17 protein-coding genes are annotated in these 11,212 nt (G+C 64.0%); 15 read left to right on the top strand and 2 right to left on the bottom strand.

All coding sequences use genetic code 11. From position 1 onward, the window contains the following. The coding region (locus VK533_RS01180) for a potassium channel family protein (RefSeq protein ID WP_324374206.1) at window positions 1–650 on the bottom strand (650 nt) is incomplete at its 3' end. 82 nt (window positions 651–732) lie between these two features. On the opposite strand from VK533_RS01180, the gene VK533_RS01175 reads away from it, so the two are divergent. Further along, a complete protein-coding gene (locus VK533_RS01175) occupies window positions 733–978 on the top strand; it encodes a hypothetical protein (protein ID WP_324374204.1) in 246 nt (81 codons plus the stop codon). Window positions 979–984: 6 nt separating this feature from the next. On the opposite strand, the gene VK533_RS01170 is transcribed toward VK533_RS01175, so the two are convergent. Continuing rightward, a complete protein-coding gene (locus tag VK533_RS01170; protein WP_414712267.1) occupies window positions 985–1,539 on the bottom strand; it encodes a DUF882 domain-containing protein in 555 nt (184 codons plus the stop codon). Window positions 1,540–1,654: 115 nt separating this feature from the next. On the opposite strand from VK533_RS01170, the gene VK533_RS01165 reads away from it, so the two are divergent. The 14 genes from VK533_RS01165 (at window position 1,655) to VK533_RS01100 (ending at window position 11,154) form a co-directional block, all read left to right on the top strand. Beyond that, window positions 1,655–2,623 carry a L,D-transpeptidase family protein gene (locus VK533_RS01165; RefSeq protein ID WP_414712268.1) on the top strand — a complete coding sequence of 323 codons (969 nt, stop codon included), beginning with the start codon at window positions 1,655–1,657 and terminating at the stop codon, window positions 2,621–2,623. Continuing rightward, window positions 2,620–3,237: a M23 family metallopeptidase gene (locus VK533_RS01160; protein ID WP_324374200.1), complete on the top strand. Its 618-nt coding sequence runs from the start codon at window positions 2,620–2,622 to the stop codon at window positions 3,235–3,237. The genes VK533_RS01165 and VK533_RS01160 overlap by 4 nt, the downstream gene beginning before the upstream one ends. A gap of 120 nt (window positions 3,238–3,357) precedes the next feature. Continuing rightward, window positions 3,358–3,804 carry a DUF1428 domain-containing protein gene (locus tag VK533_RS01155; RefSeq protein WP_324374198.1) on the top strand — a complete coding sequence of 149 codons (447 nt, stop codon included), beginning with the start codon at window positions 3,358–3,360 and terminating at the stop codon, window positions 3,802–3,804. Between the two features lie 52 nt (window positions 3,805–3,856). Next, the gene (locus tag VK533_RS01150) at window positions 3,857–4,774 is read left to right on the top strand and encodes an alpha/beta hydrolase (RefSeq protein WP_324374196.1); all 918 of its coding nucleotides are present in this window, start codon (window positions 3,857–3,859) and stop codon (window positions 4,772–4,774) included. A 70-nt stretch (window positions 4,775–4,844) separates the two neighbouring features. After that, window positions 4,845–5,408: an elongation factor P gene (gene efp, locus VK533_RS01145; protein ID WP_324374193.1), complete on the top strand. Its 564-nt coding sequence runs from the start codon at window positions 4,845–4,847 to the stop codon at window positions 5,406–5,408. A 125-nt stretch (window positions 5,409–5,533) separates the two neighbouring features. Beyond that, window positions 5,534–6,349, top strand: coding sequence for an inositol monophosphatase family protein (locus tag VK533_RS01140; protein WP_324374191.1), 816 nt, complete (start codon window positions 5,534–5,536; stop codon window positions 6,347–6,349). Next, entirely contained in the window at window positions 6,333–7,262 is a 930-nt protein-coding gene (locus tag VK533_RS01135; RefSeq protein WP_324374189.1) for a hypothetical protein, read from the top strand. The genes VK533_RS01140 and VK533_RS01135 overlap by 17 nt, the downstream gene beginning before the upstream one ends. Window positions 7,263–7,372: 110 nt before the next feature. Next, window positions 7,373–7,750: an NADH-quinone oxidoreductase subunit A gene (gene ndhC, locus VK533_RS01130; RefSeq protein WP_324374187.1), complete on the top strand. Its 378-nt coding sequence runs from the start codon at window positions 7,373–7,375 to the stop codon at window positions 7,748–7,750. After that, on the top strand, window positions 7,741–8,292 hold the full coding sequence (locus VK533_RS01125) for an NADH-quinone oxidoreductase subunit B family protein (protein WP_324374184.1): 552 nt from the start codon (window positions 7,741–7,743) through the stop codon (window positions 8,290–8,292). Before ndhC ends, VK533_RS01125 begins: the two co-directional genes overlap by 10 nt. Then, the gene (locus tag VK533_RS01120) at window positions 8,289–8,948 is read left to right on the top strand and encodes an NADH-quinone oxidoreductase subunit C (protein ID WP_324374182.1); all 660 of its coding nucleotides are present in this window, start codon (window positions 8,289–8,291) and stop codon (window positions 8,946–8,948) included. Before VK533_RS01125 ends, VK533_RS01120 begins: the two co-directional genes overlap by 4 nt. Then, complete coding sequence (locus tag VK533_RS01115) at window positions 8,945–10,174, top strand: NADH-quinone oxidoreductase subunit D (protein ID WP_414712266.1); 1,230 nt, start codon at window positions 8,945–8,947, stop codon at window positions 10,172–10,174. Before VK533_RS01120 ends, VK533_RS01115 begins: the two co-directional genes overlap by 4 nt. Next, the gene (locus VK533_RS01110; protein ID WP_324374180.1) at window positions 10,171–10,374 is read left to right on the top strand and encodes a hypothetical protein; all 204 of its coding nucleotides are present in this window, start codon (window positions 10,171–10,173) and stop codon (window positions 10,372–10,374) included. The genes VK533_RS01115 and VK533_RS01110 overlap by 4 nt, the downstream gene beginning before the upstream one ends. After that, window positions 10,367–11,005, top strand: a complete 639-nt coding sequence (locus VK533_RS01105) for an NAD(P)H-dependent oxidoreductase subunit E (protein WP_324374178.1) — start codon at window positions 10,367–10,369, stop codon at window positions 11,003–11,005. Before VK533_RS01110 ends, VK533_RS01105 begins: the two co-directional genes overlap by 8 nt. After that, the gene (locus VK533_RS01100) at window positions 11,005–11,154 is read left to right on the top strand and encodes a hypothetical protein (RefSeq protein ID WP_324374176.1); all 150 of its coding nucleotides are present in this window, start codon (window positions 11,005–11,007) and stop codon (window positions 11,152–11,154) included. Before VK533_RS01105 ends, VK533_RS01100 begins: the two co-directional genes overlap by 1 nt. Window positions 11,155–11,212 lie beyond the last annotated feature (58 nt).

Raw genomic sequence — 11,212 nt, 5'->3', positions numbered from 1 at the left:
CCACGCGCGATGATCTCGATTTCAGGACACAGGCTGCGCGCCGAGAGCGTGATGAAGACGTTGGCGGCATCGTCAGGCAACACGGTCGCGAGCGTGCGGGCACGGGCGACGCCGGCGCGGACCAGGAGGCCTTCCTCGGTCGCATCGCCGGCGAGGGTGAGGTGGCCCGCTGCCTCCGCCTCGGTCAGGCGATCGGTGTTGCGCTCGAGCACGATCAGCGGCGTGCCCGCCGTCGCCAGCTCGCGCGCCAGCATCACGCCGATCCGGCCATAGCCGCAGATGATGACGTGGCCGGAAAGCTTGTCGATGCGGTCGGCCATGCCCTTGTTCCCCAGTATCTGACGAAGCTGCATCACGGTGAAGAGCTGCACAAGCGCGCTCGTCAGCAGGATCATGCCGGTGCACCCAAGCACCATCGTCGCCATCGTAACGGTGTGCAGATAGGGCGTATTGATCGGGTGAACTTCGCCGTAGCCCACCGTGTAGAGCGTGAGCGCGACCATGTAGCTCGCGTCGGAGAAGCTCCAGCCCGCCGCCATGTAGGCGCTGATCGACAGCACCACGACCACGGCCATGAAGACCAGGATCGAGACGAGGTTGCGGATCGGCGAGCCGAGCACGCGTTCGGTCGTGGCGTAAGGCGTGGGCATGCGACGAATCGAGTGTGGCCAGCGCGGCGCCCGCTGTCCAGTTATCGGCGTTGGTGGTAAAAGGTGGGGGAGGAGAGATGCCATGCTGAGCATAGCCTTGTTCGCCGCCGCCTCTGTCTTGCCGACGCCGCCAAAGATAGCTGGAGCGGCCGCGCCCGTCTGTCAGAACGCCAGGGTCGAGGCTGCCAAGGCGCGTGCGCTGGCGCGCGCGCAGAAGCTCAACCAGCTGCCGAACGCGAATCTGATGCTGGGTGTGCTGCGAAGTGAGGACGGCTGCCAGAAGCCGGTGATCGTTCGCTACGATATCGGCAGCGCGCCGAAGCGCTGACCTGGCTTACCAGGTGCGGACGCGGCCCGTGTCGACGTGGACGAAACCGTCTTTGGGATAATAACCGACGCCGCCGCCCTGCATCGACAGCGCGGCGAGATGCAGGTTTTCGAGGCTGACGCCCGGCATGTGAAGGTCGGTCGCCTTGCCGAGCATGTGCTGGCTCTTGGACGCGACGCCGGTATGCTCGCCGCCCTTGGCGCGCAGCGCGGCGTTGGTCTGGGGCGAGCGGTAGCCTGAGATCATGTCGACCTTGGCCTGCGCCGGCAGGCCCAGTTTGTCGCGGATCTGGCTGATCAGCAGCATCAATTGCGGGTCCATGTTGGTGGACTCGTTGTTGCGCCAGTCGCGCAGGCCGTGATTGAGCTCGGCCAGACCTTGGCTGTCCCAGCCGCTCGCGCCCATGAAGCGCGCGTCGAACGTCTCGTTGGTGTGGATATTGCGGAAGGCGAGGCGCCGTTCCGGCAAAGCCGCGAACGCGCTCGTGCCGATCATCGCGCTGGCGCCCGCAACAAGTGCGCCGCCCAGCAGGCCGCGACGGCCGATCTGCATCTCAAGCATACAATATCCCGCTCTTCGGAAAGAAAGCCGCCAAGCGGCGTTCCTGTCCTGCCCAATTCCAAGATAAGGGATACCGTGCGTGAAAACATTAAAGGTTGCAGGCTTCTACCTTGCCTTGGCCACGGTTTGTCCCGGTTTGGCTGTCGCAGCCGCAACGAAATCGCCCGGTATCGATCAGAAAACCCTCACGACGCAGGTATTATTGGATCGGCTCGGCTTCGGTCCGGGCGTGATCGACGGGCAAAAAGGGCAATCGCTGGTCGGCGCGATCAAGGGCTTCCAGGAATCGCGCGGCCTGCCCCAGAGCGGGAAGCTCGACACGGATACGACCAAGGCGCTGGGCGCTTATGCCGCCACGCCGGGCACGATTGAGGTTACGCTAAGTGATGCCGATGTCGCGGGCCCGTTCGTCGGCCCGATTCCCGACGATGCCGCCCAACAGGCCGCGCTGCCGGCGATGGGTTATTCGGACGCGATGGAGTTATTGTCGGAGCGCTATCACACGACCAAGGCGACCTTGATCGCGCTCAACAGCGCGGACACCAAATTGGTCGCGGGTACCAAGATCAAGGTGCCGAACGTGCGGCCTGCCGCGACCGATTATGCGGGAACGCTCAAGCCCGAATGGCGCGCGACCCTGGTCGGGCTCAACGTTTCCTCCGAACAGCCCAAGGCGGCCAAATTGGTGGTCGACAAATCGGACAGGGAACTGCGCGTCTATGACTCGCAGGACAAACTGGTCGCGCAATTCCCGGCTACGATGGGCAGCACGCACGATCCGCTGCCGATCGGTACCTGGAAGGTTCAGGGCGTCTCGCCGCTGCCGCCCTTCCATTACAATCCGGCCTTGTTCTGGGACGCCAAACCGGGCGACGAGAAACAGACGATCAAGCCCGGTCCGAACGGCCCGGTCGGCGTGGTGTGGATGGATCTCGACAAGGATCATTACGGCATTCACGGCACCGAAAACCCCGAGACGATCGGCCGGACCCAGAGTCATGGCTGCATCCGTTTGACCAACTGGGATGCAGCGCGGCTGTCGCTGATGGTCAAAGCGGGCACGCCCGCGGTGTTCCAGGAATGACGCGGCTCGGCTGGATCCTGCTGCTGGCCTTCGTGGTCGTCATCGGCGGCTTCACGCTGATGGTGAAGAAGGGCGGCGGCGTTACATCGTCGCCGCAAGTGGCATCCTCACCGCAGGCGTCGGCATCGGCACCGGCCCAGCAACTCGCCCCGGCCGCTGCCGCGATGCCGGCGGGCGGCGGGCTGATCATCCCGGTCGCGGGCGTGACGCCCGACAAACTGACCGACACGTGGGGCGATGCGCGCGGCGACGGCACGCGCCAGCATCACGCGATCGACATCATGGCGCCGCGCGGCACGCCCGTGCTGGCGGCGGCGGCGGGGACGGTCGAGAAGATCTTCGAGAGCAAGAATGGCGGTCACACCATCTACATCCGCCGCACAGATAATGGCTGGCAGGATTATTACGCGCATCTCGACAGCTATGCGCCCGATCTGCGCGAAGGACTGGTGGTGAAGCAGGGCCAGCAGATCGGCCAGGTCGGATCGACCGGCGACGCCAGCCCCGACGCGCCGCACCTCCATTACGAGATTCACCAGATGGCGCCGGGCGACGGCTGGTGGAAGGGGACCGAGCTCAACCCCTATCCGATCCTGAAGAGCTTGCCCGGCTAGCATCTTCGTCACCCTGAATTTGTTTCAGGGTCCATTTCGCGGCGAGGCGCTTGCCTCCCGATGGATGCTGAAACAAGCTCAGCGTGACGGAGGGAGCGGCCAAAGCTGTGCTCCTGCCGTTTGAGCCGCGCCATGGCCACGCCACGGTACGCAGGAGGAGGTTGGGCCATGTATATCGCAGGATTGGTCATTCCCGTGCCTCACGACAAGATGGAGGCCTACCGGACATGGGCCGAGAATGGCGCGGCCATCTTCAAGCAATACGGATGCCTTGAGATCGTCGAATCCTGGGAGGATTTCGTTCCCGACGGCAAGGAAACCGACTTCCGCCGCGCCGTCGCCGCGAAGGAAGGCGAGAAGATCGTGTTCGCCTGGCAAATCTGGCCCGACAAGGAAACCTTGGACGCCGCCGAAAACAGGATGCACGCGGACGGCGTTTTGGACGTCGCCGATGGCCCACCATTCGATGCCCGCCGTCTGATCCTCGGCTGCTTCACGCCGATCCTGACAATGGGCCGCCCGATGGATGCTGCGCAGGAACGCCAAGCGATGGTCGATCCGTTCTAGTGCGTTTCGGAAGCGTATCGTAAAAGGACGGCCTACATTCGGGGGACGGTCCATGCTGCGCGCGCTTCTTATAGGCTTTTCGATCATCGCCGCCGCCCCGGCAGTTGCCCAGGTCGAACCCTTTCCGCCGGCCTTCCACACGCAGGAAATCGCCACCAACGGCACTACGATCCACGTCCGCATCGGCGGCCACGGTCCGGCGGTGGTATTGCTGCACGGTTATGGCGAAACCGGCGACATGTGGGCGCCGCTCGCGGCCGATCTGATGCGCGATCACACCGTGATCGTGCCCGATCTGCGCGGGCTCGGCCTCTCCGCCAGGGCGACCGGCGGCTATGACAAGAAGACGCAGGGCTATGACGTTTCGGGCGTGCTGGATGCGCTCAAGATCGGCAAGGTCGATCTCGTTACCCACGATATCGGCAATATGGTCGGTTATTCGTTCCTAGAGGAAAATCCGGGCCGGGTGACGCGGCTTGTGCTGATGGATGCGCCGATCCCGGGCATCGGCCCGTGGGAGGAAATCCTCAAAAGCCCGCTGCTCTGGCATTTCCGCTTCGGCGGGCCCGATATGGAACGCCTCGTCGCCGGGCGCGAGCGTATCTATCTCGACCGCTTCTGGAACGAATTTTCGGCGACTCCGGCGCATTTCACCGAGGCGTCGCGCCAGCATTATGCCGCGCTCTACGCCATGCCGGGCGCGATGCATGCCGGCTTCAGCCAGTTCGCCGCTTTCGATCAGGACGTGATCGACGATCGCGCTTTCCTCGCCAAGAATGGCAGGCTCGGTCTGCCGGTGCTGGCGATCGGCGGCGACAAGTCGTTCGGGCCGACGATGGCGGTGGTGGCGGGCGCCGCCTTCACCAACGTGCAGGGTCTGGTCGTCGCCGACAGCGGCCACTGGCTGATGGAGGAGCAACCGGCGGCTTCGGTCGCCGCGATCCGCGCCTTTCTGGACAAGCCTATCTGACGCGCCGCCTTGCCGGTTGGGCAGGTCCCGGCTAAGGGCCGCGCCTGCTCTTTCCAATCGCGAGACACACATGAAGATCAGCGGCGTGGACATTCGTCCCGGCAACATCATCGAATATGAAGGCGGCATCTGGAAGGCCGTCAAGATTCAGCACACCCAGCCGGGCAAGGGTGGCGCCTACATGCAGGTCGAGATGAAGAACCTCATCGACGGCCGCAAGAACAACGTCCGCTTCCGTTCGGCCGAGACGGTCGAGCGCGTGCGTCTCGACACGACCGACTTCCAGTTCCTGTTCGCCGACGGCGACCAGCTGACCTTCATGGACAAGGCGACCTACGACCAGATCACGCTGCCGCGCGACCTGCTCGGCGATGCCGCCGCCTTCCTGCAGGATGGCATGGATGTCGTGATGGAATTGTATGACGAGCGCCCGATCTCGGTGCAGCTGCCCGACACGATCGAGGCTTTGATCGTCGAGGCCGATGCGGTGGTGAAAGGGCAGACGGCGTCGTCGTCCTACAAGCCCGCCGTGCTCGACAATGGCGTCCGCGTGATGGTGCCGCCGCATATCGGCGCGGGCACGCGCATCGTCGTCGACGTCTACAATCAGGAATATGTCCGCCGCGCGGAGTAAGCCTTCTTCCCCTCCCGCCTGCGGGTGGGGATCGAGGGGTGGGATAGCCCACCTCGAACGCATCGCTCGCGGAGAACGCGAGCCCACCCCCGACCCCTCCCGCAAGCGGGAGGGGGGAGTAATTTATGGTAGCCCATTCAGGCCTGATCACCGTGATGGAGCGCGCCGCGCGCAAGGCCGCGCCGCGTCTGCGCCGCGACTTCGGTGAAGTGCAGCAGCTCCAGGTTTCGCGTAAAGGCCCGGCCGACTTCGTCAGCCAGGCCGATCAACGCGCCGAGGAGACGCTGTACGAAGAGCTCAAGCGGGCACGCCCCGATTGGGGTTTCCTCGGCGAGGAAGGCGGCGCGCGCGAGGGCGATCCGACCAAGCCGCGCTGGATCGTCGATCCCTTGGACGGCACCTCCAACTTCCTCCACGGCGTGCCGCATTTCTCGATCTCGATTGCGGTCGAGGAGCCCAAGTTCAATGGGCGCGGTGATATCACGCAGGCTTTGGTCTATCAGCCGATGACCGACGAGAGCTTCTGGGCGGAGAAGGGCCGGGGCGCGTGGCTGTATGACCGCCGCCTGCGCGTCTCCGCGCGGCGCGATCTGTCGGAAGCGTTGATCGCGACCGGCACGCCTTATTCGGGCCATGGCGATTTCGCGCAGTGGACCTCGATCTTCAACGCGATCGGTCCGAACGTGGCGGGCATCCGCCGCTTCGGCTCGGCTGCGCTCGATCTGGCATGGGTCGCAGCCGGGCGGTTCGACGGTTTCTGGGAAAGCCATCTGAGCCCGTGGGACGTCGCCGCCGGCCTGTTGCTGGTCAAGGAAGCGGGTGGCTTCGTCACCGATTTCCGCGGCGGCGATCAGCCGATGGAGCGCAACGAATTCCTCGCCGGCAACGACGTTCTCCATTCCAAGCTGCACAAGCTGCTCGCGGGTGCGATCCGGAAGTAAACTCTTCGCGCCGCTGCTGCTGATCCTGGCAGGCGCGGCCGAACCTCCAGCGCCGCAACCTGCCTTCAGCGTCCCGGCCGAACATCGCCTGATCGAGGGCATCGCCAGCGACGGCCACGATGTTTGGCTGAGCAGCGTGCTCGATCGTACGATCCTCGAACGGCACGACGGCACTCTGCGCGCGATCGTGCTTCCCGCCGGTATCCGCTATCCGCTCGGTATCGCCTGGGATGCGCGCCGCCATTGGCTCTGGATCGCGACCGATTGTCCCGATCTGCCCGGCATCGAGAAATGCGAACAAGGCGCATTGGTGGCGATCGATCGGGCCGGTCGGGTACGTGCCGCGGCCAAAACATCGCCCAGCTTCCATCCCGGCGATGTGTCGGCGGCCGGGGGCAGGGTGTTCGTCAGCGACAGCCAGACCGGCGCGGTCTTTGCGTATGACGACAAGACCAAGGCACTTGATCCGGTCATTCCTGTGGGCGTCGGCCGCAGCGCACAGGGCAGCGTGCTGGTCGGCGGCCATCTGGTCGTCGCCGATTACCGCTACGGCATCGCCAGCGTCGATCTGGCGACCGGCATCCGGACTTTGTTGCCCTTGCCCGACGGCACGCCGCTCAGCGGCGTCGACGGGCTGGTGCTTGTGGGGGGCGGGTTCGTCGGCGTGCGCAACGGCGCCAAGACACCCGCCATTGTCGCCTTCAGGACCGACGGAAAGACGATCACGGACGCACAGGTCCTGGCGCGCGGCGGGCCGCTCAAGGACCCCACCCAGATCACGGTTTCGGGCGATCATCTGCTGATCGTCGGCGAGGCGGGATGGGACAATGCGGCGGCGGGTTCGGACCGGGCCGGACCCACCCCGATCCTGCCACTGCCGATCCCACGCTGGAAAGCCGCAAAAGCCTTCTAATTGCGAGTCATTCTCACTGCTCGGCGGCTTGCTTCGCAGGTGCGGCGCGCTTAGGGAAACCGCGACTTCGGAAGCATCTTCTGCGCTTCCCCCACGGAGTGTTCGGACCAATGGCGAGCGTCGCCGCAGGCTATCTGCCGATCCTGATGTTTCTCGCCGTCGCGGTGACCTTGTCCACCGCGTTCGTCGTGCTGCCCATGATCGCGTCGAAGTTCACCGGATCGTCCAAGCCGAACCCCGAAAAATTGAGCGAATATGAGTGCGGTTTTCCGGCATTCGAGGATAGCCGCGCGCAGTTCGACGTGCGCTTCTATCTGATCGCGATCCTGTTCATCGTGTTCGATCTGGAAGCGGCCTTTCTCTATCCGTGGGCCGTCGCGCTCGGCGGTATCGGTTTCGCCGGCTGGGCCGCGATGATGGTCTTCCTGATCGAACTCGCGGTCGGCTTCGCCTACGCCTGGAAGAAGGGGGCTTTGGAATGGGAGTGACCCTGCCGCAGTCGCTCGACCTGCACCCGCAGGAAAGCCGGCTGCCCGATCCCGATTTCTTCAATTCGCTGCAGTCCGAAGTCGGCGACAAGGGCTTCCTCGTCACCTCGACCGAGGAATTGTTCCAGTGGGCCCGCACCGGTTCGCTCTGGTGGATGACGTTCGGCCTCGCGTGTTGTGCGGTCGAGATGATCCATGTGAACATGCCGCGCTATGATCTTGAAAGATTTGGCGTCGCACCGCGCGCTTCGCCCCGTCAGTCGGACGTGATGATTGTCGCCGGCACGCTCTGCAACAAGATGGCCCCGGCGCTGCGCAAGGTCTACGACCAGATGTCGGAGCCGAAATACGTCATCTCGATGGGCTCGTGCGCCAATGGCGGCGGCTATTATCATTACAGCTATAGCGTCGTGCGCGGCTGCGACCGGATCGTACCGGTCGACATCTATGTGCCGGGCTGTCCGCCGACCGCGGAAGCCCTGCTTTATGGCGTGATGCAGCTGCAGCGGAAGATCCGCCGCGTGGGGACGATTGAGCGGTGAGCTTTCCGAAGTTTGCTTCGAACGATGGCGTGATCGACGCGGCAACCGCCGCGCTCGGTGATGCCTTGCTGTCGGCGGTCGAGCATGTCGGCGAAATCCGGTTGAACGTGAAGCGCGAGCGCGTGGTCGATGCGCTGCGCATCCTGCGTGACGATCTCGCCTATCAGCAATTGATGGAGATTGCCGGCGTCGACTATCCGGATCGCCCCGAGCGGTTCGAAGTCGTCTATTGCCTGCTCAGCCTCACCAAGAACCACCGAATCCGCGTCCACGTCTCGACCGACGAGGTCCAGCCGGTGCCGTCGGTGACCGGGCTGTGGCCGGTGGCGGGGTGGCTCGAGCGCGAAGTGTACGACATGTACGGCGTGCTGTTCGAGGGTAATCAGGACCTGCGCCGCATCCTCACCGATTACGGCTTCCAGGGCCACCCGCAGCGCAAGGATTTCCCGCTGACCGGCTTCGTCGAGCTGCGTTATTCGGAAGAAGAGAAGCGCGTCGTCTATGAGCCGGTCAAGCTGGCGCAGGACTTCCGCAATTTCGATTTCATGAGCCCCTGGGAAGGGGCGGAATATATCCTTCCGGGCGACGAGAAGGCGAAGGCGCCGGAAGCGCCCGGTGCGCCGACGCCCGCCAAGGCCGACGAGGTGAAGAAGTGAGCACGCGGACCGTCACGGTCGGCACTTCGGATGCGCCGGCGCACGATACCGAAACCGGTATCGACAATTACACGATCAATTTCGGCCCGCAGCATCCGGCCGCGCACGGCGTGCTGCGCCTCGTGATGGAGCTGGACGGCGAGGTGGTCGAGCGCGCCGATCCGCATATCGGCCTGCTGCATCGCGGCACCGAGAAGCTGATCGAGTACAAGACCTATCTCCAGGCGCTGCCGTACTTCGACCGGCTGGATTATTGCTCGCCGCTCAACATGGAGCACAGCTATGTGCTCGCGATCGAGAAACTGCTCGGCATCGACGTGCCGCTGCGCGCGCAATATCTGCGTGTCTTCTTCGCCGAGCTGAGCCGCATCTCCAACCACATGCTCAACCTGGGGTCGCACATCATGGATGTGGGCGCGATGACGCCCAATCTGTGGCTGTTCGAGGTGCGCGAAGACTGCATGAACTTCTTCGAGCGCGCATCCGGCGCGCGCATGCATGCCGCCTGGTTCCGCCCCGGCGGCGTCCATCAGGATGTGCCGCTCAAGCTGCTCACCGATATCGGCGAATGGCTGGACGAACGCATGCCGCGCCTGTTCGAGGATGCGATCAGCCTGGTCGCCGACAACCGCATCTTCAAGCAGCGCAACGTCGATATCGGCCTCGTGTCGCGCGACGATGCGATCGCGTGGGGCTTTTCCGGCCCGATGATCCGCGCCGCGGGCATCCCGTGGGATATCCGCAAGTCGCAACCCTACGACTGCTACGACCGCATGGATTTCGAAGTGCCGGTCGGCACCAGGGGCGATTGCTACGACCGCTTCATGGTCCGGGTCGAGGAGGTGCGCCAATCGATGCGCATCATGAAGCAATGCCTCGCCGAAATGCCCGAGGGCGAGATCGCCAGCCTCGACCGCAAGGTCGTGCCCCCCAAGCGCGGCGAGATGAAGCATTCGATGGAAGCGTTGATCCATCACTTCAAGCTCTACACCGAAGGCTTCCACGTGCCCGCGGGCGAGGTCTATGTCGCGACCGAAAGCCCCAAGGGCGAGTTCGGCGTGTTCCTGGTCAGCGACGGCAGCAACAAGCCCTATCGCTGCAAGATCCGCCCGACTGCCTTCAGCCATTTGCAGGCGATGAACTTCATGATGAAGGGCCACATGCTGGCCGACACCACCGCGATCCTCTCCGCGATCGATATCGTGTTCGGGGAGTGCGACCGGTGATCGGCCGTCCTTGGACCCAGCGAGAAGCCAACCGAAGCTTCATAAGTGTGGCGTGCGGATTGATGCTGCTGGGGCTGAATCTTTCCGAAGGGCTTACGCCGCTGCACGTCGCCACCAGCGGCCTATTAGCTGTCGTGCTCGTGGGTTTACTCTGGAAGGCCATCAAGACGAAACTTGATGGAGCGAAATACAATGGCTGACGCAGCCCCTATCCCCGATGAAGCCGAAACCCGCGCGCGTTGGGGCGGCTTTGCCTGGTCGGCAGAGAATGTCGCCAAGGTGAAGGAGATCATCGCGCGTTATCCCAAGGGCCGCGAATATTCGGCGATCATGCCGTTGCTCGATCTCGCCCAGCGCCAGGTCGGCGCCGAGACGCAGACCCAGGGCTGGCTGCCCGTGCCGGTGATCGAGCATGTCGCGAAGGAAGTGGGCATGCCCTACATCCGCGCGCTCGAGATCGTCAGCTTCTACACGATGTACAATATGACGCCCGTCGGCCGCTATCATGTGCAGGTGTGCGGCACGACGCCATGCATGCTGCGCGGCTCCGACGACGTGCTCGACGCCTGCTACAAGAAGGGCCTGAAGAAGGGGCACACCACCCCCGACGGCTTGTTCACGCTGACCGAGGTCGAATGTCTCGGCGCGTGCGTCAATGCGCCGATGGTGCAGATCAACGACGACAATTACGAAGACCTGACCTTCGACAGCACGACCGCGATCCTCGAAGCTTTGGCGCGCGGCGAACAGCCCAAGCCCGGCCCGCAGATCGATCGCTTCCTGTCCGCGCCGGTCGGCGGCCCGACCGTGCTCAAGGCGTATACCCACTGATGCCGCTCATCCTCGCCCTCGTCATCGGGATCCTGCTGTTCGTGGTCCTGCTCAAGGTGCTGCTGTTCATCGGCGCGCTCGTGATCGGGCTCGTGTTGGCGGTGATCGTCTATTTCATCGCGGAGAAACTGGTGGGGCAGGGCCGATGATCGCTTCCATCGACGACAAGGATCGGATCTTCACCAACATCTACGGCTTCCAGGCTTG

Origin of the sequence: Sphingomonas sp., from assembly GCF_035317925.1 — a bacterium.
Lineage (GTDB): Bacteria > Pseudomonadota > Alphaproteobacteria > Sphingomonadales > Sphingomonadaceae > Sphingomonas_I.
Note: the sequence above shows the minus strand (reverse complement) of the source record. Positions and strands in the feature narration are given on the sequence as shown.

Bases quoted from the DNA above. Each gene is read 5' to 3' on its own strand.
- VK533_RS01170 (WP_414712267.1), bottom strand. From the start codon at position 1,539: ATGCTTGAGATGCAGATCGGCCGTCGCGGCCTGCTGGGCGGCGCACTT.
- VK533_RS01100 (WP_324374176.1), top strand. From the start codon at position 11,005: ATGCCGCTCATCCTCGCCCTCGTCATCGGGATCCTGCTGTTCGTGGTC.
- VK533_RS01125 (WP_324374184.1), top strand. From the start codon at position 7,741: ATGGGAGTGACCCTGCCGCAGTCGCTCGACCTGCACCCGCAGGAAAGC.
- VK533_RS01140 (WP_324374191.1), top strand. From the start codon at position 5,534: ATGGTAGCCCATTCAGGCCTGATCACCGTGATGGAGCGCGCCGCGCGC.
- VK533_RS01105 (WP_324374178.1), top strand. From the start codon at position 10,367: ATGGCTGACGCAGCCCCTATCCCCGATGAAGCCGAAACCCGCGCGCGT.
- VK533_RS01160 (WP_324374200.1), top strand. From the start codon at position 2,620: ATGACGCGGCTCGGCTGGATCCTGCTGCTGGCCTTCGTGGTCGTCATC.
- ndhC (WP_324374187.1), top strand. From the start codon at position 7,373: ATGGCGAGCGTCGCCGCAGGCTATCTGCCGATCCTGATGTTTCTCGCC.
- VK533_RS01175 (WP_324374204.1), top strand. From the start codon at position 733: ATGCTGAGCATAGCCTTGTTCGCCGCCGCCTCTGTCTTGCCGACGCCG.
- efp (WP_324374193.1), top strand. From the start codon at position 4,845: ATGAAGATCAGCGGCGTGGACATTCGTCCCGGCAACATCATCGAATAT.
- VK533_RS01150 (WP_324374196.1), top strand. From the start codon at position 3,857: ATGCTGCGCGCGCTTCTTATAGGCTTTTCGATCATCGCCGCCGCCCCG.